Raw genomic sequence first — 24306 nt, forward strand, 5'->3', positions numbered from 1 at the left:
TAAATCCGTTTAATGCCAGTTTACCGGATCTAGTTTGAAAAATTGACTTATCTGTTGATAAAGGGCCGGGTGCTGCTGATAAAAGTCATGGGGACGCTCGAAGAAGGTTTCGGTGATCACCGCGAAGAACTCGGCTTCGTTGGTGGCGCCGTAATAGTTAAACAGGCTGGGCTGATGGTACTTGGCGTCTTCGCGCAGCTGTTCAAACTCCTGAGTCATGACGGTCGACCATGACTGGTAGTCGTTAGCATTAGCCAGGATGGGCGCACCGTTGGAGTGGCCATCTTCTTGATCCAGCTGGTGGGCAAACTCGTGGATCACCACGTTATGGCCATCGTAAGGCTGGGCCGCGTCTTCCTTGGCGGTATGCCAGGAGAGCACGACCTTGCCAAACTCCCAGGATTCACCCGAGAGAATATTTTTTCGCTCCCAGAAGGTTCCGTCGCCATTTTGCTGCATCTGATTGACGATAAACAGGCTAGGGTAAACCAGTATCTGTTTCAGCTTAGGGTAGTAGTCTGTGTCGCGATTAAGTAGTAACAGACAAGCCTGGGCGGCGATGGTGACACGGATCTCATCATCAATTGCTATGCCCTGACACCCAACGAAGCGCTTCTCGGCAATGAAGATCTGGATGTGGCGCTTGAGCTGTAACTGCAGGTCGCTGGGGAGGGCGCGAAAATAGGGCATGCGGCGTTTGAGTATGGCGCGCCAGCTCTCGGGAAAGGGGCGCTTGGCGATCTGCGCGCGACGATACCTGACATACTTTGGCTTAAACAGTATGTAACCTATGGCGGCGCTACTGACCAGCGCGAGAATAAAGATGGCTAGCATAAAAATCTCCCTATGATATAGCAAGATATGGTGTTGCTTGCCGCAAATTCAATCTTAGGGCCAGAAAAAGCGTGGAGAAAAAAGGCGTGGAGAAAAAAGCTGGCAGCCCTAAGTTCGGAAAATGAAATCTGTCGCTGCCAGAAAGGTTAGGGAGACGGGCTGAAAGGAGCGACGCGCTGGGTGATGATGTGCCCAGCGCGTCTGGGGATATGCTAATTTAATCGACTATGATTGATTGTTCCTTCTGTTGCCGCTCGCTCTCAGATAACGAGTAATGATGCTCGATGAGAAAACGGATCAGTTTCGACTTAGCCACATCACAGCCGCTGGCCAATTCGGCGAGGTGCGCGATAGCGGACTCGCTCAGGGTGAAGGTCGCCTTGCGATAAGGCCCTGCCCCCTTGGGCACCACCTTAGGTGTCGCCTGAGATGCGTGGCGATTTAAAAAATCACCATCGAAACCCGTTTCTAAGGCGATAACCTCGGCCATCTGCTGTACATTGCTCGGCTGCCCGGCGGCATAGTGAGTCGCGTCGTCGATGAAGTCATCGATCAAGGCATCGAGCGAAATATTCAGTAGCTTACGGTTTTGTCTCGCGGCACTAGACTGCGTAGAGCTTTTCTTGAGATCGGCCAGACCCATAGTTACCCCTTAACTTATCCATCTGTTTTTCGGCGAGACGATTGCGAATTTCTGTGGCACTGGAAGCCTGTAGCATTTCACAGGCGATGCTGCGGATCTCTTCGGCGGCCTTGCCTTTTGGTTGTGTTTCCATGACAGACAGACCCGATTCTTCACTGTCATCATAAATGTTTCGGCTGTAGGTGATGGCGTCGAGTACATTGATGTCGTACGTCTTACATACCTCTTTGGCTTCCATGATGCGGTTAGCCTGGTTTGGCAGGCTAGGGCATTGGGTGATCACGAAAGATGCGCGCATCTTAGGATTAATCATCATACAGGTCGCGACGATATCATCCATGTGGCTAACCGTTTTCAAGTCTCTGCGCTTCGGACGCAGTGGCATCAACACATGAGAGGCGACCGACATGGTGGCGCGTAGTGCCAGGTTGTCCTGGCCACCACAGTCGACCAGCACATAGTCATAGTGTTGCTCTAGGCTGAGCAGATCGTTACGTATCTTGCCGTAGAGCTGTACACAGTTGATGCCGGCCAGGGTGCCGTTGTTGTTACGAGCTTGAATCCAGTCCGAGGTGGTCCGCTGGGGATCACAATCGACCATGATGACCGACGCGCCGCATTCTACTGTGAGAAATACCGCTATGTTTTGGGCTAAACAGCTCTTTCCGCTACCGCCTTTTTCACCGCCAACTAAAATGATCATTCTATTTCCTCTCGACTGCCAATGATTGCCGATGTTTGTTGTTAGGTTCCCAAGTGATGTACTGCTATCTCGCGATCTCACCTGTTTGGGCATGACTCCAATTTAGGTGTTAATTAATTGTTGGTCAACTACATGAAAATTGACGTTTTTTTTGATTATGGCGCTTGTCATTAAGTTGACGTTTTGACTTGTTTGGCGGATATTTGACGCTAAGGGCTTCTGGAGTGAAAAGTTATCTCAAAGCTTTTATAAAACAGTGCGTTACTGTTTTTGTGTTGGTTTTAGGGGCTTGTTTTTCGTACCTATGCCTTAAAAGCGTAAGACTTTCATCTTACTCTTATTTCTGTTTGGTCTTTTTGCTTTGTTTTATATTTCCAAATGTTATATTTGTAATGGCTAAAACTTTGAAGTCGGTTGGCTTGTCGCTGCGAAAATTTACCTTATGTTTCAATGCGACGCGCGGAAAATGAGCATGTGTAATCACGATTTCGTCAAAGCTTCTTGGTTTGACGCCTGTAGTCACGTAAGCTGGGCCGCGTACTTTTCCCGATAGCCGTTTAGGATAGTCAAGATGGATCAACAGGCCTTAATCGAGGCGATAAATCAAAAAATGCCCTTTGGTAAATATGCCGGGTTACGCTTACTCGAGTTGCCAGAGCCTTATTTAGTCTGGTTTCATAGTAAAGGCTTTCCCGAAGGTAAGTTAGGTCAGCAGTTGGCGCTGATCTATGAGGTGAAGCTCAATGGCCTGGAGGGCATGCTCAAGCCTTTATTAGTTCCACGTAAGCAGGGATAAAATTCGGGAATGAGAGCTTGATCTAAAACTGATTCATTGAATGCTGTTTTAAGACGTCCGGGTAGAGATTTATGGCTAAGGCCATGTTTTAATGCAGGGGTTAAAGGCAAACACTTAAGGAATGACAATGATAACTAAATTAGTTCGTTTAGCCGCTGCGGCCACCTTAGCCCTGGGGATCTCGAGTGCCTGGGCGGCTGGTGTAGTGCATCAAGGTACTGTGGTCGATACCATGAATGGTGGCGGTTATACCTATGTACAGATCAAAGAAGCCGATAAGACTTTCTGGGCGGCAGGACCTCAGGCCGAGGTGAAGAAAGGTGACGTCGTTGTCGTTCAAGAGCAGATGTGGATGAATGACTTTACCAGCAAGACACTTAACCGCACCTTCGATGAACTCTTGTTTGTGGGTCGCATCGACAAGAAGTAATTTGCGTGGCTAAGCAGCCGGATGAATATAAGAAATAGTGCCGATAACTTGTTATCGGCACTATTTTTTTGCCTAATGGGACTAAAATCAGCTGCAATTTACGCAAACAGGTGGCTGTATGGATTGGCAAAGGGGCGATGAGTGCCTGAGCTTCTCTGCCTGATATAGACAGAGCACCTATAGACAGAACTCATACCGATAGAACACGTATCGATAGAACAAGGCGATGATTAAGATAATTCCCTATCGTAAGGGGTATAGCAAGACGGTCAGTGAGGTCTATCATCTGGCGGTGCGCGCCATCGATGAGACCCATTACAGTGCGGCGCAGAAACTTGCCTGGTCCCAGGCGCCGCGCTCCGGTTATCACTGGCATAAACGCCTGACCCGCTCACAGGCCTGGCTGGCCGTCGATACCGCTTGCATGGAGGGGGAGGATCCCCGCTGTGTCGGTTTCATCAATGTCGAGACCCAGTATGCATCGCGGGGTTATATCGACAGCCTCTATGTGCACCCTGAATATCAGGGGCAGGGGATTGCGCGACAGTTGTTGCAACAACTCGAATCCTGGGCGGCTTCGCAGGGGATGGATGAGCTGAGGGTCGATGCCTCCAGCCTGTCGCGGCCACTGTTTGTGGCAGAGGGATTTGCTCTGCGACACAAGCGGTATCAGGAAAAGGCCGGCCAGGTGTTTATGGCCTACTACCTGGCAAAGTCCCTGGCTTAGTCTCTGGCAAAGTCCCTGGCTTAGTCTCTGGCAAAATCCCTGGTTTAGTCACTTGCAACACCCTCGCCATACCCTCGCGATAACCTAGGCGTGCTTAGCCGGCCAGCAAGGCGCCTAAGTTTCCTGTTTTTTATAGCTCGCGCTAATGGCCATCCAGGTGACTCGTGTATAACACATGAGGCGGCATGACGCCGTGTAGCCCCTCTTCTCGCTGCATGAAGCGGATGAAGGCTTGGGGCAGGGTAAGCGCCTCAATCGATTCCTGCTGTTCTGCGCTAAGTAGCGCCTGATAACCTTCCTTGCCCGACGCCGTATAGGCCGATGATACGCCGCTATACAAGCGATCTGGCATCACGCTATGCCACTGCATCTCACCGGCTATTTCGGTCAAGATCTCCAGTTGCAGGATGCGGGCGCCCAGCGGCTGCCTTCCGTCGTAACAATATTTAAGGCCGTAGGTATAGGGGAAGCTTCCCGCACCAGTGCCGGTAATGCTGTTGTTGGTGGCCGAGTTGATGGCCGACTCCAAGGTTTGATACAGGTAACGGCCCTGGATGCGATATTTCACCAGGGGTAGGGCGAAAGGGAGCAGTCGCCCGAGAATGTCCGCCATGGTCACAGTGCCCTTGTTGAGGGATTGTCTGACACCACCGGCATTGTGCAGGGCAAAATCCACCTGAATGTCCAGGTTGCGAGTCTCATGATAGATGCTCTTACAGACCCAGGGGGCGATCTCGCTGCCGTGGGGCAGTGCCTTGCTGGGCAGGCGGGTGTGGATTAGGTTTTTGGGTACAAATCCCAGCACCTGATGCTCCAGGGCGTCGATGGCCGGGCGATAGTGCTGGGTGATCACCTGATTGATCTCTGTGAGTTCGTCATCCCATAAGATCCCGGGATGCGCCATGAGCTGCTGCTTCAGCGCGTCGTAGGTTGCTGCGGTGACCTCTTGCTCCCCTTCGATGATTAGATGCTCATCGAGCATGAAGTAGTTGTGTCCGGCGAGCTTTGTAACGCGCCCCTTGTCGTCAAATTCGATGTCGCACAGCCCCAGGGTTTCGGCGTACTTGCCTGCATGCAAAATAGGCGTATTTTCTACGCGGTAGCCATAGGGTAGGGCGTTGATGCCTATGGCGCTGAAATCGCCCTGAAGCGTGTGAGAGTGGCCACCGACGATCAGGCTGATCCCAGGCACTTCTTGGGCTAATATTTTGTCTTTATCCCAGCCTAAGTGGCTCAGCACCAGGATATGATCTATGCCCTGCGCCTTTAGCTTAGCTACCGTATTGGCGGTGGTCTCTATGGCGTCGGCAAAGTGAGTATCTTCATCTGGCCTGGCGATCTCTTTCATCTGATCTAGGGTGATGCCTATGATGGCAAGCTGTCTATCGCCTAATGGCTTTAAGAGTACCTTGGCCGAGCCGTGCTCGGGAACATAGTTAAACAGCTTGGGATGCCCCGCTAGCCTGTCCTGCTTTAGGGGATCTTCCTGGCTGAGATCCATGTTGCCTGCCAGCAGAGGAAAATTAATGGTATCGAGAAACTGTTTAACCGGTTGATTGCCTGCGTCTATCTCGTGGTTGCCGAGGACCATGGCATCGGGTGCCAGACGGTTGAGCAGGTCGGCATTGGCCACGCCCTTAAACTGGTTGAAGTAGAGGGTGCCCTGAAAGCTGTCGCCCCCATGAAGAAACAGAAAATCTTGCCCAGCATCGGCCGCCTGACTGCGCGCCTGCTGCACCTGATATCCGATCCTCGCATAGCCGCCGCTGTGGCTATAGACCTCATAACTTTGTTGCTCATGGCTGAGCAGAAACTGGACGCGTGAAGGATCGAAGTGAGAGTGGGTGTCGTTGATGTGTGCAAGCTTTAGGGAGTATCTGTTGGTCATGTAGGCCTCATTTGTGAAGCGGGCAAGTATACCTCAGCAGGGCTAAATGAAAAAGGGAAGCATTTGCTTCCCTTTATTAACTTTTCTTAAGTTATTTGCTCACCTTATCCAGCGGCTCGGCCTCTGTGATACTGGTGGCCTGCTGTTCGCCTTTGGGGAGATCCTCATCTTCCGACGAGCCCTCATCCGAGATGCGTATCCCCTTATGAGTCATGCGGCGTTTCCAAAGGCGTCTCGCCAGTTGCTGCATATCGGTCACAGGGTCGTTACTGTCGACAATCTCTAAGCCCAGCAGGGATTCGATAATATCTTCCAGGGTGACGATACCGTGGCCACTACCATATTCGTCCACTACCATGGCGATCTTGGTGTTGCGCTTAATCATCAGCTGGAACAACGGCAATATCTTGGCCGTTTCTGGCACGATCACCAGGTTACGCCGTACCGCAGAGATAGGCGCCATGGGGGTGTCTCGCTCCGACAACAAGATGGTGTTGCGGTTGACATAACCCACGATATTGTCGCGATCGCCATCGAAAACCGGGATACGGGTAAAGGGGCTCTTCTTGTGAAGCTTGGCAAACTCGGCCTGGGTCATGGTCGCTGGCACGCTGAACATCACGGTTCTCGGCGTCATGATGGCGGTCACCGGCATCTCCTTGACCGACAGCATCTGGGTCAGAATCATAGATTCCTGTTCGTCCAGCTCGCCCGATTCGTGACCTATCTTGGCCATAGCGCTCATCTCTTGACGAATGTATTGACCATCGTCGCCCTTACCCAGCTTTTGAGTGACCTGCTGAGACATCCAGATAAGCGGCTTAGTGATGCGCTCCATCCACAGCAGCACCAGAGACACGCTAGGAGCCAGGCTGCGCCAGTAGTTCGCGCCCAGTGTCTTGGGGATAATCTCTGAGAAGAACAAGATAAGAAAGGTCAGCACGCCCGAGAAGACACCCAGCATCTCGTCGCCAAACACCTTTGCAGCCTGCGCACCGGCAACGGCGGCACCTACGGTGTGGGCAATAGTGTTCAGGGTCAAGATAGAAACTAGTGGCGATTCCACATTCTCCTTCTGGTGGCTCAAACGCTCGGCCGCCGCGGGATGGGTTTCTTTTAGGTTCGCAATAAAGCTAGGTGTAACAGACAGAAGCACGGCTTCGAATACACTACAGAGAAAAGAGATCCCGATAGCGACAAAGACAATAACAATAAGGGTTATCATGGGGGAGGTAAAACAACTCCGAGTAGCAAGCCAATATTAGCTTGGGGGGATTCTAGCATAGTCTATTTCCTTACTGGCTAAAATTTATTGATATCTGTATAATTCGCCGCCCTGTGGCAGGTTTTGGTGTTGAGGTTAGTCAAAATGAGTGAAAAAAAGATCAATTTATTGGATCTCGATCGTAAGGGATTGAGAGCGCTATTTACCGAGATGGGTGAAAAGCCTTTTCGTGCCGATCAATTGATGAAGTGGCTATACCATTTTGGCGTCAGCGACTTCGAACAGATGACTAACATCAACAAGGCGTTACGTGCCAAATTGGCCGCGCGTTGTGAGGTGGTGGCTCCAGAGATCTCCAGCTATCAGAAGTCTGCCGATGGCACCATTAAGTTTGCCATCAATGTGGGTAATGGTCAGGAGGTAGAGACCGTTTACATCCCGGAAGATGACCGTGCCACCCTATGTGTATCATCACAGGTGGGTTGTGCCCTCGAGTGTACCTTCTGCTCTACCGCCCAGCAGGGCTTTAACCGTAACCTTACCGTGTCTGAGATAGTCGGCCAGATCTGGCGCGTGTCTCACTTTCTTGGTTTCCAGAAAGAAACCGGCGAGCGCCCAATCTCTAACGTGGTGATGATGGGCATGGGTGAGCCGCTGTTGAATCTGAAAAATGTCATGCCGGCTATCGACATCATGCTGGACGATTTCGGCTTCAGTCTGTCTAAGCGCCGCGTGACCGTATCGACCTCGGGCGTGGTGCCTGCGCTGGATATCCTAGGCGATAATCTGGATGTAGCGCTGGCGGTGAGCATTCACGCGCCAAACGATGAGCTGCGTGACGTGTTGGTACCGGTTAACAAGAAGTATCCGTTGCAGGAGTTTTTGGCGGCGATCCGTCGTTACCTGGCTAAGTCCAATGCTAACCGCGGCCGTGTGACCCTGGAATATGTGATGCTTGATCATATCAACGACAGCACAGATCAGGCTCATGAGCTGGCCAAGTTGATGAAGGATACTCCTTGTAAGATCAACCTGATCCCTTTTAACCCTTATCCTGGGTCGCCATACGGGCGTTCATCGAACTCACGTATCGACAGATTCTCTAAGGTGTTGATGGAATATGGTCTGACGGTCATCGTCCGTAAGACCCGCGGAGACGATATTGACGCGGCCTGTGGCCAGTTAGCCGGGGATATTCGCGACCGAACCAAACGTTTAGCGAAAAAACGCATGCAAGATAGTCAGATTTCAGTCACAATAAACTAACTTATTGTATCTGCTACTAGATAGGCTTGCGAATGTTAAGCAAAAAGCCAACATTGACCCTGTTAGTCATCCTGACTTCGACGCTGATGTCAGGATGTGTAACTGAGAGAACATACAGTGGCACAGATGTGCCCGTTCAAGAGCGTACCTTCGACAATGTTTCTGCCGCCCGCCAACGGGTGCAGCTGGGTCTGACCTACCTGCAAAAGGGCAACAGCGAACAAGCCAAGTACAACCTGGATAAGGCGCTCGAGTTTGCGCCTAACATCGAAGATGTACACGTGGCCTTAGCCTATTACTATCAATCGGTTGGTGAATTAGAGCTGACCGAGAAGGCGTATCGCAACGCCATCAACGCCAGCGATGCCAGCGGCGATTCTATGAATAACTTCGGCGTGTTTCTCTGCCAGCAGGCAAAATACGACCAGGCCGAAGAGATGTTTCTTCGGGCGGTAAAGATGCCCAAATACACCCGTTCGGCCTCCAGTTATGAAAACCTGGGGATCTGTAGCCGCAAGTCGGGTGATCTACAAAAAGCACAACGCTACTTCGAGATGGCACTTAACTATGACCCGCGTCGTGCCAACTCCCTTTTAGAACTGTCTGAGATCGAATTGGATCTGGGGAACTACTCCGCAGCCAAGAAAGGTTTGGCGCGTTACCATAGAGTAGTGCCCGAATCGGCTCAGAGTCTGGCGTTGGGAATTAAAATTGAGCAAGGCCTAAATGACCCTGAAGCGATGAGAAAATTTGGCATTCTTCTCCTGGCTAAGTTTCCCGCTTCCAATGAGGCCAAGCAGTATAGAGCAAGCATGCACTAATGACTGATAATCAAATCGATATGCTCAAGGATGATGCTGAGAAACCAAAGGAAACCGGTGAAACACTGGGCCAGTGGTTAAAGGCGGCGCGTGAGTCGCGCCAGATGACTTTAACCAGCGTGGCCGAGCGACTCAATCTGCGCCCGTCGATTGTTAAAGATCTCGAGGCGGACAACTATGACAACATAGCGTCGGCGACCTATGTCAAAGGCTATGTGAAGAATTATGCCCGCATCCTAGGCCTAGAGATGGCAAGGGTAGATGCCTACCTCGCCGAAAGCTTTCCTGTGGTCGATGCCCCTACCATGCAGAGCTTCTCCCGCAAGACCACGCGCCAGGCCAGAGACGGCCGCCTGATGCTGGTAACTTATTTGATCATCTTCGTCTTATTGGCCTTACTGGTACTCTGGTGGGTGCAAAAGTCGGCCATGGTGGCGGATCTGGATCTCTCCAAGCCATCGGTAGAAGAAGCTGCCGAGCTTTCGACTTTGCCTGGAGAGCCCAGCCTGATGCCCGCCCAGGATCCACAGGCCGATACGGGTATCGAGATGCCACGCGCGTCCTTGAGCCAGACAGCTTCTGAACAGGGGGCTTCTGAACCGACTGTTACTGAATCAACAGCAGCAGAGCCTGCAACAGCCGAGCCCCTAGAGCGAGCCACTCAAGCATCCCTGTCTCAAGAGCCTCAAGCCCTTGAGTCATCCAGGACAGATGACACGGCTCAGGCCGTGGACGATGCCGAGTTGGCCCTGAGTCTGAGCGGCGATTGCTGGATCAAGGTGACCGATGCCAACGGCAAGGTACTCGTTAATGGCCTTAAGCTGGCGGGCAAAGAGATGAATGTCTTTGGTCAGGCGCCGTTTAAGGTTATATTGGGGGCGCCGCAGTCATTGACCATGCACCTCAATGGTGAACCAATCGATCTGGCTAAGTATCCCAGTGGCCGAGTTGCCAGACTGACGGTCGGTAACGCCGTCAATCTTTGAAGTAAAAGAGTGAATTAAGATGTACAACGAGTCCCCAATCATTCGCCGCCCTTCGACACGCATCTATGTGGGCGATGTGCCTATCGGTGATGGCGCGCCCATCGCCGTGCAATCTATGACCAACACCCGCACCACAGATGTGGAGGCCACGGTGGCTCAGATCCGCGCGCTGGAAAATGTTGGCGCCGATATCGTACGTGTCTCTGTGCCGACCATGGATGCCGCCGAGGCGTTCAAGGTGATCAAGCAGCAGACTAAGATCCCGCTGATCGCCGACATTCATTTCGATTACCGTATCGCGCTCAAGGTGGCGGAATATGGCGTGGATTGTCTGCGTATTAACCCGGGCAATATAGGCAACGAAGAGCGTATCCGTAACGTGGTGGAGTGCGCCCGCGACAAGAATATCCCAATTCGTATCGGTGTTAACGGCGGTTCGTTAGAGAAAGATCTGATGGACAAGTACAAGGAGCCGACGCCGCAGGCCTTGCTCGAATCGGCCATGCGCCATGTGGATATTCTCGACAGACTCAATTTCGATCAGTTTAAGGTAAGCGTTAAGGCATCAGATGTCTTCCTAGCGGTGGAGTCTTACCGCCTGCTGGCCAAGCAGATAAAACAGCCGCTGCACCTTGGGATCACCGAGGCCGGTGGCGCCCGTGCCGGCGCCGTGAAGTCGGCGGTTGGCCTGGGCATGTTGCTGGCCGAAGGCATAGGCGACACCCTGCGTGTCTCGCTGGCTGCCGATCCCGTCGAGGAGATCAAGGTCGGTTTCGACATCCTCAAATCTCTGCGTATTCGCTCACGTGGCATCAACTTCATCGCCTGCCCATCATGCTCGCGTCAGGAGTTTGATGTGATCGCCACGGTGAACGAGCTGGAGCGTCGCCTGGAAGATGTGGTGACCCCTATGGACGTCTCTATCATAGGTTGTGTGGTCAATGGCCCGGGTGAAGCCCTGGTATCGGATATTGGCCTAACGGGTGGTAACCGTAAGAGCGGCTACTACGACGACGGTGTGCGTCAGAAAGAGCGTTTCGATAACGAGCATATCGTCGATCAGCTCGAGGCGAAGATCCGCGCCAAGGTCGCCAGCGTCGACGCGCGTATTCCAACAACCGATATCACGGAATAACCCTTTGCTTGTTGCGCAGAAGATGGGGCTTTTAGCCCCGTTTGTGGCGCAGCTCACTGGCGCGCCGCGCCGGTTTTGCGTTTATTGTTGATGCGCCTATAATGCGAGGCGCTTTTTTTATTTTTTACAGCTAAATTTCGGACGAGTTGATACAGTGGCAAAACAGATTCAAGCGATTCGCGGAATGAACGATATTCTGCCGACCCAGAGCCCGCTATGGCAAAAACTAGAAGCAGTGTTGCGTGATACCGTTGCGGCCTATGGTTACAGCGAGATCCGCACTCCTATCGTAGAGAGTACCGACCTGTTCAAACGTTCCATCGGCGAAGTGACAGATATCGTCGAGAAAGAGATGTATACCTTTGCCGATCGCAATGGCGATCTGCTGACTCTGCGCCCTGAAGGCACTGCCTCTACCGTGCGTGCGGGTAACGAGTACGGCCTGCTATATAATCAGGAGCAGCGTCTGTGGTACATGGGTCCCATGTTCCGCCACGAGCGTCCACAGAAGGGGCGCTACCGTCAATTTAACCAGTTTGGTGTCGAGGTCTATGGTATCGCCTCGGCCGATATTGACGCCGAAGTCTTGATGATGTCCCACCGCCTGTGGCAGAAGCTAGGTATCAGCGAGCATGTGAAGCTGGAGCTGAACACTCTGGGGGATGCACAGGAGCGCGCGGCCTACCGTGACGCCCTGGTCGCCTTCCTAGAGCAGCACAAAGAAAAGCTGGACGAAGACAGCCAGCGCCGCATGTATTCAAATCCGCTACGTGTGCTCGACAGCAAGAACCCTGAAGTTCAAGCGCTTTTGGGCGATGCCCCGGCGCTAATGGACTACCTCGGCGAAGAAAGTCGCGGCCATTTTGCACATTTGTGTGAACTACTTGAAGCCGTTGGCATCCAATACGAAATTAACCCACGTCTGGTGCGTGGTTTAGATTACTATAACCGCACAGTATTCGAGTGGGTCACAGACAGCCTGGGTGCCCAAGGTACAGTGTTGGCCGGTGGTCGTTACGACGGCCTAGTCGGTCAGCTAGGCGGCAAAGACACCCCAGCGGTAGGTTTCGCCATGGGGCTCGAGCGCATCGTATTGATGCTGGAGACGCTGGCGCTAACCGACGATGTATCGGGTCCGGTCGATGTGTATGTCACCGCCATGGGCGATGATTGCCGTGTGGCGGCGATCAAGGTGGCGCAGCAGTTACGTGAAGTAGACGGCCTCAAGGTGATGAGTCACTGCGGCGGCGGTAACTTCAAGAAGCAGATGAAACGTGCCGATAAGAGCGGCGCCAAACTCGCCATAGTGATCGGCGAGACCGAACTGGCCAATGGTCAGGTGGCGCTTAAATATCTGCGCGAAGAGAAAGAACAAGAATTGGTTGCACAGGATTCGTTAGCAGCTTACGTTGCAGAACTGATTTAAAGAGGAAGAGAAACGTGGAAATTTATAGCACAGAAGAACAACAAGTCGATGCTATCAAACAGTTCTGGAAAGACTATGGCAACTCGATTGTCATCGGTGCCGTGGTAGGCCTGGGTGGTCTATACAGCTGGAACTACTATTCAGATTACAAGGTGGCTCAGGCAGAAGAAGCCTCTGAAGCCTTCCAAACCATCAGCAACTCGGTCAAAGCCGATTCTAGCATGCTGGCGGCCGCCGAGAGCTTTGCGAAAGACCATGACGGTCAGCAGGGCTATCAGGCGCTGCTGCAACTTATCGTGGCTAAGGCCGCGGTAGAAGCCGGTGAGCTGGACAAGGCCGAGCAGGCCCTTAAGCAGATTCTGGTCAGCAAGCCTGAAGAAGGTCTGGTTGCGATTGCGACATTGCGTCTTGCCCGCGTACAGGCAGAGCAAGGTCAGCTGGCAACGGCACTGGCAACTCTGGAGCAGCTAAACACGCCTTCGTTTGCCGTACAGCGAGATGAGTTAAAAGGTGATTTCCTGGTACGTCAAGGCGAGGCCGACAAGGCAAAGAGCGCCTATCAGTCAGCACTGGACAATGGCGGAGCGACTTCAAGCCCAGCCTTACAGATGAAGCTAGATAACCTGAACAAGGCATAAGGAAGCTGCCCATGAAGTCTTGGTGCAAAACATTACTGGCTTGCAGCTTGAGCCTGGGGTTGCTGTCGGCCTGTTCTTCTAACGATGTTGAGGAAGAGCCGATAAGTCCGCTGCCGCAGATCGAGGCGAGCGTCTTCCCCGAGGTGAGCTGGAGTGCTTCCGTCGGCAGTGGTGTCGGTGATTATTACTCTAAGATCCGTCCGGCCGTGCGTTACGGCAAGTTGTTCGTCATGGATCGTTACGGCGAAGTAACCGCCTACGACGAAGCCACAGGTGAGCAGGTCTGGTCATTGGATATCAGCTCCTGGTTTAAGGAAGGCGCCTTGTCTAAGAACAAGGGTGCACGCCTCTCTTCAGGCATTACCGCCGCCCGTAACAAGGTGTTCTTCGGTGGTGAGAGTGGCCTGCTGGGCGCCGTCGATGCCGAAACCGGGGAGATGGTCTGGCATGTGACTGCGGGCGGTGAGCTGCTGTCGGCGCCTACCGTAGGCGAAGATGTGGTGGTGGTTCACACAAGTACCGGTGGCCTAGAAGCCTATAACGTCGATGATGGCGAGAAGCTCTGGGTTTACGAGAGCAAGCTGCCTACCCTGACCCTGAGGGGTACAGGTTCGGCTGCCTATGAGGCCGGTGGCTTCTTCGTCGGCACAGCCGATGGCAAGGTTGCGGTCGTGGTGAAAAGCAATGGTCAGGCCGCCTGGGAGCAGCCTATCTATACACCTAAGGGCGGCAACGAGTTTACCCGTATGGCCGACGTGGATATGAAGCCGCTTATCGTGGGCGAGAACATCTATGCGGTGAGCTATAACGGTAACCTGGTGTCGATGGAGCTGCGTAGCGGACGTGTCGTCTGGAGCCGTAAATATTCTAGCTTCAACGAGTTGGCTTCTGCCGGTCTGAATCTCTATCTGGTGGATGACCATGGTCGTATCTATGCGGTCGATAAGCGCAACGGCCTGGAAAGCTGGAGCAACAGCGAGCTGACCAACCGCGAGTTGACCTCACCTGTCGTCTTCAAAGACTACTTGGTGGTGGGCGATTTCGAAGGCTATCTGCATTTCATCGATCGCACCTCTGGCAAGCTTGTTGGCCGCGTCGACGTGGATAGTTCAGGTTTATTTAGCCAGCCACTGGTAATAGATGATAAGATCTACGTCCAGAGTCGTGGCGGCAAGGTAGCAAGAATTACGCTTCCCTAAGGCGAGCTTTAACAGTTTTTAAAGCCCCTGGACCTTGTGCTGGGGGCTTTTTATTTAAGATATTCAGATAGATTTGTAGATTAGAGGCAAAAAAATGATTCCAGTTGTGGCCCTGGTAGGCCGACCAAACGTAGGTAAGTCGACCCTGTTCAATCGTCTTACGCGCACCAGAGACGCCTTGGTAGCTGACTACCCAGGTCTGACTCGGGATCGTAAGTATGGTCGTGCACATCTGTCTGGTTACGAATTTATCGTGGTGGATACCGGCGGTATCGACGGTACCGAAGAGGGGATCGAGACCCGCATGGCCGAGCAGTCGCTGGCGGCGATCGAAGAAGCCGATGTGGTGCTGTTTCTCACCGACGCCCGCGCGGGCCTGACGGCCGCCGACGAGGCGATTGCCGAGCATCTGCGTCGCCGCGAGAAGACCACCTTCGTGGTGGCCAACAAGGTTGATGGTATCGACGCCGACTCCGCCTGTGGCGAGTTCTGGGCCCTGGGCCTGGGTGAGGTATACCAGATGGCCGCCGCCCAGGGGCGCGGTGTGACCAATATGATCGAATACGCGCTGACCCCCTACGCCGAGGCCATGGGGCTGAACCGTGAAGGTGAAGGCGAAGAGGAAGCCGACGAGCGTCAGTACACAGAGGAAGAGGCCGAGGCCGAGCAGCAGCGTCTGCAGGATCTGCCGATCAAGCTGGCAATTATCGGTAAGCCTAACGTGGGTAAGTCGACCCTGACTAACCGTATCCTGGGTGAAGAGCGCGTCGTGGTCTATGACGAGCCGGGCACGACCCGAGACAGCATCTATATCCCGCTGGAGCGCGACGGTCAGGAATATGTGATCATCGACACCGCGGGTGTGCGTCGTCGCAGTAAGGTGCACGAGACGGTTGAGAAGTTTTCTGTGATTAAGACCCTCAAGGCGGTAGAAGACGCCAACGTGGTGCTCTTGGTGGTCGATGCCCGCGAGGGGATCGCCGAGCAAGACTTAGGTCTGCTGGGCTTCGCCCTGAACGCAGGTCGCGCCCTAGTGATCGCGGTCAACAAGTGGGACGGTATCGATCAGGACGTGAAAGAGCGCGTGAAGAGCGAGCTCGACCGTCGTCTGGGCTTTATCGATTTTGCCCGTATTCACTTCATCTCGGCGCTACACGGAACGGGTGTGGGTCACCTGTTCGAGTCGGTAGAGGAAGCCTACGAGAGCGCCACGCGCCGCGTGAGCACCTCTATGCTGACCCGCATCATGCAGATGGCTCAGGACGATCACCAGCCGCCTCTGGTGAACGGTCGCCGCGTTAAGCTGAAATACGCCCACGCCGGTGGTTACAATCCGCCAATCGTGGTGATCCATGGTAACCAGGTGAAGAAGCTGCCCGATTCCTATAAGCGCTTCATGATGAACTACTACCGTCGCTCTCTCAAGGTGATGGGTACGCCGATTCAGGTACGCTTCCAGGAAGGGGGCAACCCGTTCGAAGGGCTCAACACCAAGAAGCTCACCGTGAGCCAGGAGCGCCGTCGTAAGCGCATGATGAGCCATATCAAGGACAAGAAGAAGTAACTTTCTCAATCTTACTAAAAAGGTCAGCCTAGTGCTGGCCTTTTTGTTATCTCGGTGTTTAATTCTGCTTATTGTCTTTCTTTTGGCTTTATAAACTGCTTATTGCAAGCAAATCGAGCCTTTATAGGGATGCCGACTATACTCAAGAGTGCAGTAATTAAGGTAGTTTAACTCACCTGAGGATAGTGTTATGAACCACCAACAACCCCTGCTGCTTGCCGCCACGCTGGCTCTCTTGGCTGGTGCCGCCCAGGCTGCAGATAAACAGGCCTTACTCGAAGACGCACTCAATGCCGCGCCGCCGACCCTGAGGGATAAGGTCACAGTGATGGACTGGGACAATAATGTCCTGCAAAAGGGTAGTGTCGACTATACCTGTTTCCCGACCCCGCCTAGTCTGCAAGGCACGGCGCCTATGTGTATGGATGGGCCTTGGATGGAGTGGGCCGATGCCTGGATGAATAAGAAGCCGTTTCAGGCTAAGGCTGTGGGCATCTCCTATATGCTGGCCGGTGATGGTGGCGCGAGCAATACCGATCCCTACGCCGAGGGCGAAACCGCCGATAATCAGTGGATTGTCGAGGGGCCGCACCTGATGATTCTTATGCCGGATCCCGCCTTGCTCGACAGTCTGCCAACCGACCCTTATGCCGGTGGTCCCTATGTGATGTGGAAGGGCACTCCCTACGCGCACATCATGGTGCCTGTGGGGCCAAGAAAATAGGCCTTGGATTTTTTGCTAAATACTCATTTTAACGCCCGTAAGGGCGTTTTTTATGTGAGGGTTAAACTACCGTCGATTGCACCTCGCCATCGACCAGCTTAGTGGTGAGGCGATCGCCCGTGCAGACATCTTGCGCGCTGTGCAGCACCTTGCCCTGTGCGTCTAGGGTGATGCTATAGCCGCGGCTCAGGGTCGCCAATGGGCTGACGGTTTCCAGCTGGTGGGCGGCATATTGCAGCGACTTTTCCGCCGTCTTGAGCTTGGCCTGCATGGCGCCGTGCAGCCTTTGACTCTGGTGGCTCAGGCGGCTCGATGCGAGGGCGAGCTGATGACTGGGGGAAACCTGATTTAATCTGGCGTGCAGGGATTGTTGGCGACGCTCTAACTTGTGCAGCTTGGCGGTTAATGCGGCGTTGAGCCTGAGCTGCAGCTCGTCGAATCTCTGCTCATACTGCTCTAGGCGGCGCTTGGGGTCTTGTCGCTCTAGTCTATGGTGCAGTAGGCTGAAGCTCTGGGCCTGTTTTAGCCCATAGTGCTGCCAACCCTGCTTGAGGCGTGTCATGGCCATCTTGAGTTTATCGGCCTTGCTGAGCGCATCCTGAGACAGTAGCTCAGCCGCGGCAGAAGGGGTAGGGGCACGTAGATCGGCGACATAGTCGCTGATGGTGGTGTCCACCTCATGGCCCACCGCCGAGACCACGGGCAGGGCGCTGTTATAGATGGTGTGGGCCAGGGCCTCGCTGTTGAAACACCAGAGATCTTCTAGGGAACCGCCGCCACGAGTGAGCAGCAGCACATCCACCTCCATCCGGTCGTTGGCCTGCATGATGGCATGGATTAGCGACTTATCGGCGTGTTCGCCCTGCACCTGGCTGGGGTAGATGATCACCTCGATAGAAGGATCGCGTCTTTGTAAGACATGGAGCACGTCTCTGATGGCGGCGCCGGTGGCAGAGGTGATCACCCCTATGCGTTGAATGTTTTCTGGTAGCGGGCGCTTGGTGTCGGCGGCAAACAGGCCCTCGGCGGCCAGCTTCATCTTGAGGGCTTCATACTGCTGCGCCAGTAAACCATCACCGGCGGGGAGCATGGATTCTATGATCAGCTGATAGTCGCCCCTGGGCTCGTAGACGCTGATGGCGCCCTTGACCAATACCTGCTGGCCATTGGCCGGGCGGAAGGTGACCGCACGATTGCGCCCCTTAAACATGGCGGCGCGGATCTGGGCGTAATTGTCCTTTAGGGTGAGATACCAGTGGCCTGAGCTGGGGGCCGAAAAATTGGATATTTCTGCTTCGAGCCAGACTTTACCCAGTTCACCTTCGAGTAATTGCCGCACTTCTCCATTGAGGCGCGATACGGTGTAAACATTATTTTTCGGCATTTTCATAGATATTTTGCTACTAAAGCGACTTTTTTACTATTTTCCATTTACCACACCCAATATGCAAGGTATAATCCCGCCGCAATATTTTACCTCTTATATCACCTACATGGGGAGATGTTGCCATGCTACGTTTAAAAAAAGAAGCACTAACCTTTGATGATGTGTTGCTTGTTCCTGCACACTCGACCGTACTCCCTAACACTGCCGTTCTTAAGACTCGTTTAACCCAAAAGATCGAACTCAACATGCCTATCGTGTCTGCAGCCATGGATACCGTGACTGAAGCGCGCCTTGCCATCGCCATGGCACAGGAAGGTGGTATTGGTTTCATCCATAAAAATATGAGCATAGAGCAGCAGGCCGAGCAAGTTCGCCAGGTAAAGATCTATGAAGCGGGTATCGTTCAGCAACCTGTAACGGTCACGCCTAATACGACACTTGAGCAGCTTAAAGCGCTTACGGAGAAGAACGGCTTTGCCGGTTACCCAGTGATTGACGAAGCCAATGAGTTGGTGGGTATCATCACGGGTCGTGACGTACGTTTCATCACCGACTGGTCTCGTACCGTCGACAAGGTGATGACACCTAAAGAGCGTCTGGTGACAGTGCCTGAAGGTACGCCGCTGGATGAAGTGCAGAAGTTGATGCACGCTCACCGCGTCGAGAAAGTCCTGGTTGTCGATGGTGACTTCCGTCTCAAGGGCCTTATCACAGTTAAAGATTTCCAAAAAGCCGAGCGTAAGCCTAACGCCTGTAAGGATGAGTTAGGTCGCCTACGTGTGGGCGCGGCTGTAGGTGCCGGTGCCGGTAACGAAGAGCGTGTCGATGCGCTGGTAAAAGCCGGTATCGACGTGCTGCTTATCGATTCATCTCACGGTCACTCTGAAGGCGTATTGCAACGTATTCGTGACACCCGCGCCAAGTACCCAGATCTTCAGATCGTGGGCGGTAACGTGGCCACGGCCGAAGGTGCCCTGGCACTGGTCGAGGCGGGTGTGAACGCGGTTAAGGTGGGTATCGGTCCTGGCTCTATCTGCACAACTCGTATCGTTACCGGTGTGGGCGTACCGCAGATCACCGCCGTTTCTGACGCGGCCGCTGCGGTTAAGCACTTAGATATCCCTGTTATCGCCGATGGTGGCATCCGCTTCTCTGGTGACCTGGCTAAGGCGCTGGCAGCCGGTGCATCATGCATCATGGCGGGCTCTATGTTTGCCGGTACCGACGAGGCGCCAGGTGAGACAGAGCTATACAACGGCCGTGCCTACAAGTCATACCGCGGCATGGGCTCATTGGGCGCCATGACACAAGGTTCTTCTGACCGTTACTTCCAAAGCGATAACGCTGCCGACAAGCTGGTACCCGAGGGTATCGAAGGTCGCGTACCTTACAAGGGTAAGCTGAAGGAGATCATCCACCAGTACATGGGCGGCCTACGTTCATGCATGGGCCTCACAGGTTGTCCTACCATTAAAGATCTTAATGAGAAGGCGGAATTTGTGAAGGTAACCTCGGCGGGTATGGGTGAGTCCCACGTTCACGACGTGACCATCAGCAAAGAAGCCCCTAACTATCGCAGCGGTTCTTAATTATTGAAATCAGGCAGTGTCATTGAAAAATACACTGCCTTTTCTTAAGCCAGGTCTTACTAAATGACATTGGCGAAAAATCTGAAAGATAAAAGGTAAAGCATGAGCAACATTCATGATCATAAGATCCTTATCCTCGATTTTGGATCTCAGTACACGCAATTAATTGCCCGCCGTATCCGTGAGATCGGTGTTTACTGTGAGCTTTGGGCCTGGGATGTGTCTGAAGAGCAGATCAAAGCCTTTGCGCCTAACGGTATCATCTTGGCCGGTGGCCCAGAGAGCGTCACCGCCGACAACTCGCCTCGTGCCCCTGAATATGTGTTTAACGCCGGCGTGCCAGTACTCGGCATCTGCTATGGCATGCAGACCATGTCAGAGCAGCTGGGCGGCAAGGTAATTCAAGGCATTGGCGAAGGTGAGTTCGGCTATGCCCAGGTTGAAGTTCAGGCGGCTTCAGAGCTGTTCAAGAGCATCGAAGATGCGGTCAGCGACAGCGGTAAGGCGTTGCTGGACGTATGGATGAGCCATGGTGACAAGGTCTCTGAGATCCCTGAAGGTTTCGTGACAGTCGCCAAGACAGATACCTGTCCTTATGCGGCCATGGCTAACGAAGAGAAGCGTTTCTACGGCGTTCAGTTCCACCCAGAAGTGACCCACACCCGTCAGGGCAAGCGTATGCTGGAGCATTTCGCCCTGGATATCTGTCAGTGTGAGGCCAACTGGAAGCCGGCTTCTATCATCGAAGACGCTGTCGCTCGCATCAAGGAGCAGGTGGGTGATGACGAGGTTATCTTGGGTCTGTCAGGTGGTGTTGACTCCTCTGTTGTGGCCATGTTGCTGCACCGCGCCATCGGCAGCAAGCTGACCTGTGTGTTTGTCGACAACGGTCTACTGCGTCTGAATGAGGCCGACCAGGTCCTCGAGATGTTTGGTGACCATTTCGGCCTGAATATCGTTCACGTCGACGCCGAATCACGCTTCCTCGACGCCCTGGCCGGTGAAGCCGAGCCAGAAGCCAAGCGTAAGATCATCGGTAAGGTGTTTGTCGATATCTTCGACGAAGAGTCACGCAAGTGCGTTAACGCCAAGTGGCTGGCGCAGGGTACCATCTATCCTGACGTTATCGAGTCTGCAGGCAGTGCTACCGGTAAGGCGCACGTGATCAAGTCACACCATAACGTCGGCGGTCTGCCGGATGATATGGAGCTGGGTCTGGTCGAGCCGCTGCGTGAGCTGTTTAAGGATGAGGTGCGTAAGATTGGTTTAGAGCTGGGCCTGCCTTACAACATGCTCTACCGTCACCCATTCCCTGGCCCAGGCCTAGGAGTACGTGTACTGGGCGAAGTGAAGAAAGAGTACTGTGACCTGCTACGCCGCGCCGATGCTATCTTCATCGAAGAGCTGCACAAGGCCGACCTGTACAACAAGGTGAGCCAGGCCTTTACCGTCTTCCTGCCGGTTCGCAGTGTAGGCGTGATGGGTGATGGTCGTAAGTATGACTGGGTAGTATCGCTGCGTGCGGTAGAAACCATAGACTTCATGACGGCGCACTGGGCACATCTGCCATACGATTTCCTCGGCAGAGTCTCAAACCGTATCATCAATGAGATCGACGGCATCTCTCGTGTGGTTTACGATATCTCAGGTAAGCCACCTGCAACCATCGAGTGGGAATAACTCCGCGATAGGTTGAGATGATTGATGAAAGGGGCATAGCGATATGCCCTTTTTTATTTGAGTGACATAATTCACCTGGCCGATAGAGCCAGGCATAAACATTACCCTTAAAAACATTGCCTTTGAAAAATGGCCGAGTGAACCTAAGTAATAGAGAGCAGATGAGTAAGGCAGTTGAAGAGCAAGCCAGCCTGGAGCAGCAGGCGGTAAAAGATGAAGCCTATATGCGCCAAGCGATGGCACTGGCCGCCGAGGCCGAGTCGCGGGGGGAGGTTCCCGTAGGCGCGCTATTGGTGAAAGACGATAAAGTGATTGCCACAGGCTTTAACCTTAGCATCTGTCGTCATGATGCCAGTGCCCACGCCGAGATGGAGTGCATTCGCGCCGCGGGTCAGGTGGTGGAGAACTATCGTCTGCTCGATACCACCCTCTATGTGACCTTAGAGCCCTGCGCCATGTGCGCCGGTGCCATGGTGCATGCCAGGATCGCGCGTTTGGTGTATGGCGCAGCCGATCTTAAGACGGGTGCGGCGGGGAGCGTGGTGGATCTGGTGCGTAGCAGCGCCTTCAATCATCAGTTAACCGTGACCTCAGGCGTGCTGGCCGAGGAGTGCGGCCAGCAGCTCAGCGCCTTCTTTCGTCGGCGGCGTCAGGAGAAGAAGGCGTTGAAGATGGCAGAAAAAAAACAAGGGCAATAGCCCTTGTTTTTATTTGTCGGTCACTCAATTTTTTAGCCCGGTGGATTGTCGTTATCGGGATGCTTAATAAAAGTGAAGTACTGTTTCTGCCTGTTAATCGTATGCTGGTGGCGTATTTTAAGCAGGGTTCTTCTACGTGAAGACAGATTATTTAAGGCTTTTTTTCTCATAATGAACCTCCATTGGGCCGCTGCGCTATCTATATCACAAGCTTTAGCTCATTAATCGGGCTGACTCGCTGAAACCTTGCTTTGTGATTGTTTTTCGGCCGTTTGTTGCGTTTCCACCATTTCATCTTGTAACTCTTGATTCTGATTGTCAATCCAAACCAGGGTGTCGTAGTAGCGTCTGATGTTATCCACATAGTGGACCGCTTCGCCGCCGCGGGCATAGCCATAGCGCGTCTGCTTGTAGTATTTACGCTTCTGCAGCAGGGGCAATACTTTTTTCAAATCCCGCCAGGCACTTGGGTTTAGTCCCATAGACTGCGCCAGCTTGCGGGCATCTTCCACATGGCCATAGCCTATGTTGTAGGAAGCCAGCGCAAACCACATGCGTTGATTGTCCGGAATCGACTCCGGCAGGCGATTGAGAATGTCACTCAGGTATTTGGCGCCGCCTCGTATGCTCTGCTCTGGATCCAGACGGTTGTCGATCCCCATCTGCTTGGCCGTGGGCAGAGTAAGCATCATCATGCCACGCACCCCGGTGGGAGAGCGGGCGTTGGGGTTCCAATGGGACTCCTGATAGGCGGTGGCCGCCAGCTTACGCCAGTCGAGGTCACCTGCGTATTCGACAAAGTTGTCGCGATACTTGGGCAGCCTGCTGTCGATGGCTCTTAGGAAGGCGCGGGTGTCCACATAGTCGAAACGCTTCACATGGGCGAAATATTTCTCGTTGAGATGGGCCAGGGTACCGGCCCGCTTCTCCTGGTGCCAGAAGCTCAGCAAGTCGCTCATCAGCTGATCGCTGTCGTTGGGGGGCAGCAGCCAGACCACGGCCTGGCCTTCTCGCAGAACCGGGCCGGCCCTGAGCTCAGGCATGTAGCGGCGGTTGATCTCGAAGGTGGTCGAATCGGCGATGGTGTAGCTGATCTCGTCGCGAGCGATCATTGCCAGCAGCTCTTCGCTGTCCTTGTCGCCTTGCTGATCCCACACCAGCTCGGGGTAGAGTTTTTGCAGCTCGGCCAGGGTCTCAATAAAGGAGGAGTCTGAAACCACGGTGATGTTATCGTCCAGCTGACTCACGTCTGTCGGGTATTTGGCCCCCTGTTTGTAGACCAGTACTTGATTAACATAGTAGAGCGGCGGGCCAAGCCTGAATTGTTCTCGGCGGCTCTGGGTATCAGCGAGTCCGGCGGCGATCAGATCGATCTCTCCATTTCGCATCGCCTGGTAGAGATCGCTGATGGTGGGGTAGGGCTGCATCTTGAGCTCAAGACCCTGATGCTCGGCAAAACGCGCCGCCATCTCATAGTCAAAGCCGGCGAGGCCCTGACCTGTGGTCACATAGATCTGGGCGCCGTAGAGGGTGCCGACATTGAGCTGGGTTTTGGGCTGGGTCTCAACCACTTTTGCTGGTTCCACGCGCTCGCCCTGACAAGCCGTCAGTAGCGATACACAGTATAGAATCAGCAGGAGAGTTCTCATTAAGTTACTATTTTTTAATCCATTTTATAAAAATCGGCCGACGATTATATCACAAGCTGGTCAAAGGCAATAATGGCGATTATTTCGGCTGAAATTGTTTGTTGGTCTATGGATGATTTTGGCGTTTAGCCCACTTAAGTATGGGGCATGAATTTGGCGCCGCGCCAGTTTCTTTAAAACGTAAAGCTGTTTTCGCGCTATGGTGATAATAAATCGAAGGAAACGCCTTTTTGAAGCCATGCTACGGATGATTTGTGCCCCACATTTCCCTATAATAGCGCCAGATCTGACCCTGCAA

The 24306-nt window shown here is 53.4% G+C and carries 21 protein-coding genes and 1 pseudogene; 15 read left to right on the forward strand and 7 right to left on the reverse strand.

What is annotated here, in order from left to right:
- Positions 1-9: 9 nt before the first annotated feature.
- From L1D43_RS03780 to L1D43_RS03790, 3 genes are all read right to left on the reverse strand, one after another.
- Positions 10-834 carry a M90 family metallopeptidase gene (locus tag L1D43_RS03780; RefSeq protein ID WP_239850006.1) on the reverse strand — a complete coding sequence of 275 codons (825 nt, stop codon included), beginning with the start codon at positions 832-834 and terminating at the stop codon, positions 10-12.
- 217 nt (positions 835-1051) lie between these two features.
- Positions 1052-1477, reverse strand: a complete 426-nt coding sequence (locus tag L1D43_RS03785; RefSeq protein ID WP_239850007.1) for a CopG family transcriptional regulator — start codon at positions 1475-1477, stop codon at positions 1052-1054.
- The gene (locus L1D43_RS03790; RefSeq protein WP_041510536.1) at positions 1437-2180 is read right to left on the reverse strand and encodes an AAA family ATPase; all 744 of its coding nucleotides are present in this window, start codon (positions 2178-2180) and stop codon (positions 1437-1439) included. Before L1D43_RS03790 ends, L1D43_RS03785 begins: the two co-directional genes overlap by 41 nt.
- 571 nt (positions 2181-2751) lie before the next feature.
- On the opposite strand from L1D43_RS03790, the gene L1D43_RS03795 reads away from it, so the two are divergent.
- From L1D43_RS03795 to L1D43_RS03805, 3 genes are all read left to right on the forward strand, one after another.
- The gene (locus L1D43_RS03795; RefSeq protein ID WP_041510537.1) at positions 2752-2976 is read left to right on the forward strand and encodes a DUF3820 family protein; all 225 of its coding nucleotides are present in this window, start codon (positions 2752-2754) and stop codon (positions 2974-2976) included.
- A gap of 127 nt (positions 2977-3103) precedes the next feature.
- Positions 3104-3406: a hypothetical protein gene (locus L1D43_RS03800; protein ID WP_011865085.1), complete on the forward strand. Its 303-nt coding sequence runs from the start codon at positions 3104-3106 to the stop codon at positions 3404-3406.
- A gap of 226 nt (positions 3407-3632) precedes the next feature.
- Complete coding sequence (locus L1D43_RS03805; RefSeq protein ID WP_239850008.1) at positions 3633-4133, forward strand: GNAT family N-acetyltransferase; 501 nt, start codon at positions 3633-3635, stop codon at positions 4131-4133.
- A 142-nt stretch (positions 4134-4275) separates the two neighbouring features.
- Here L1D43_RS03805 and L1D43_RS03810 read toward each other — a convergent pair whose 3' ends face one another.
- A complete protein-coding gene (locus L1D43_RS03810) occupies positions 4276-6021 on the reverse strand; it encodes a bifunctional metallophosphatase/5'-nucleotidase (RefSeq protein ID WP_239850009.1) in 1746 nt (581 codons plus the stop codon).
- 91 nt (positions 6022-6112) lie between these two features.
- A complete protein-coding gene (locus tag L1D43_RS03815; protein ID WP_239850010.1) occupies positions 6113-7246 on the reverse strand; it encodes a hemolysin family protein in 1134 nt (377 codons plus the stop codon).
- Between the two features lie 144 nt (positions 7247-7390).
- Here L1D43_RS03815 and L1D43_RS03820 point away from each other — a divergent pair, with 144 nt between their 5' ends.
- The 9 genes from L1D43_RS03820 to L1D43_RS03860 all read left to right on the forward strand — a co-directional run bounded on the left by L1D43_RS03820 (position 7391) and on the right by L1D43_RS03860 (position 17005).
- Positions 7391-8512, forward strand: coding sequence for a bifunctional tRNA (adenosine(37)-C2)-methyltransferase TrmG/ribosomal RNA large subunit methyltransferase RlmN (locus L1D43_RS03820; protein ID WP_239850011.1), 1122 nt, complete (start codon positions 7391-7393; stop codon positions 8510-8512).
- Positions 8513-8544: 32 nt separating this feature from the next.
- Positions 8545-9333 (forward strand): type IV pilus biogenesis/stability protein PilW, encoded by a 789-nt coding sequence (pilW, locus tag L1D43_RS03825; protein WP_239850012.1) that lies wholly within the window; start codon positions 8545-8547, stop codon positions 9331-9333.
- A complete protein-coding gene (locus tag L1D43_RS03830; RefSeq protein ID WP_239850013.1) occupies positions 9333-10319 on the forward strand; it encodes a RodZ domain-containing protein in 987 nt (328 codons plus the stop codon). Before pilW ends, L1D43_RS03830 begins: the two co-directional genes overlap by 1 nt.
- 19 nt (positions 10320-10338) lie before the next feature.
- The gene (gene ispG / locus L1D43_RS03835; protein WP_239850014.1) at positions 10339-11454 is read left to right on the forward strand and encodes a flavodoxin-dependent (E)-4-hydroxy-3-methylbut-2-enyl-diphosphate synthase; all 1116 of its coding nucleotides are present in this window, start codon (positions 10339-10341) and stop codon (positions 11452-11454) included.
- Between the two features lie 154 nt (positions 11455-11608).
- The gene (hisS, locus tag L1D43_RS03840) at positions 11609-12880 is read left to right on the forward strand and encodes a histidine--tRNA ligase (protein ID WP_239850015.1); all 1272 of its coding nucleotides are present in this window, start codon (positions 11609-11611) and stop codon (positions 12878-12880) included.
- A gap of 14 nt (positions 12881-12894) precedes the next feature.
- The gene (locus L1D43_RS03845) at positions 12895-13518 is read left to right on the forward strand and encodes a tetratricopeptide repeat protein (protein ID WP_220058667.1); all 624 of its coding nucleotides are present in this window, start codon (positions 12895-12897) and stop codon (positions 13516-13518) included.
- Positions 13519-13529: 11 nt separating this feature from the next.
- Complete coding sequence (gene bamB / locus L1D43_RS03850) at positions 13530-14717, forward strand: outer membrane protein assembly factor BamB (RefSeq protein WP_239850016.1); 1188 nt, start codon at positions 13530-13532, stop codon at positions 14715-14717.
- A 94-nt stretch (positions 14718-14811) separates the two neighbouring features.
- Positions 14812-16281 carry a ribosome biogenesis GTPase Der gene (gene der, locus L1D43_RS03855; protein ID WP_239850017.1) on the forward strand — a complete coding sequence of 490 codons (1470 nt, stop codon included), beginning with the start codon at positions 14812-14814 and terminating at the stop codon, positions 16279-16281.
- A 190-nt stretch (positions 16282-16471) separates the two neighbouring features.
- Positions 16472-17005, forward strand: a complete 534-nt coding sequence (locus L1D43_RS03860; RefSeq protein WP_239850018.1) for a hypothetical protein — start codon at positions 16472-16474, stop codon at positions 17003-17005.
- Between the two features lie 61 nt (positions 17006-17066).
- Here L1D43_RS03860 and xseA read toward each other — a convergent pair whose 3' ends face one another.
- Complete coding sequence (gene xseA / locus L1D43_RS03865; protein WP_239850019.1) at positions 17067-18395, reverse strand: exodeoxyribonuclease VII large subunit; 1329 nt, start codon at positions 18393-18395, stop codon at positions 17067-17069.
- Between the two features lie 119 nt (positions 18396-18514).
- Here xseA and guaB point away from each other — a divergent pair, with 119 nt between their 5' ends.
- From guaB to tadA, 3 genes are all read left to right on the forward strand, one after another.
- The gene (guaB, locus tag L1D43_RS03870) at positions 18515-19981 is read left to right on the forward strand and encodes an IMP dehydrogenase (RefSeq protein ID WP_239850020.1); all 1467 of its coding nucleotides are present in this window, start codon (positions 18515-18517) and stop codon (positions 19979-19981) included.
- A 102-nt stretch (positions 19982-20083) separates the two neighbouring features.
- Complete coding sequence (guaA, locus tag L1D43_RS03875; protein WP_239850021.1) at positions 20084-21661, forward strand: glutamine-hydrolyzing GMP synthase; 1578 nt, start codon at positions 20084-20086, stop codon at positions 21659-21661.
- A gap of 161 nt (positions 21662-21822) precedes the next feature.
- Entirely contained in the window at positions 21823-22359 is a 537-nt protein-coding gene (tadA, locus tag L1D43_RS03880; protein ID WP_239850022.1) for a tRNA adenosine(34) deaminase TadA, read from the forward strand.
- Between the two features lie 221 nt (positions 22360-22580).
- On the opposite strand, the pseudogene mltF reads toward tadA, so the two are convergent.
- Positions 22581-24011: pseudogene (gene mltF / locus L1D43_RS03885) on the reverse strand (membrane-bound lytic murein transglycosylase MltF); the annotation flags it as partial.
- Between the last annotated feature and the right edge of the window lie 295 nt (positions 24012-24306).

The sequence above is a fragment of the Shewanella sp. Isolate8 genome (assembly GCF_022398495.1).
Taxonomy (GTDB): domain Bacteria; phylum Pseudomonadota; class Gammaproteobacteria; order Enterobacterales; family Shewanellaceae; genus Shewanella; species Shewanella aquimarina.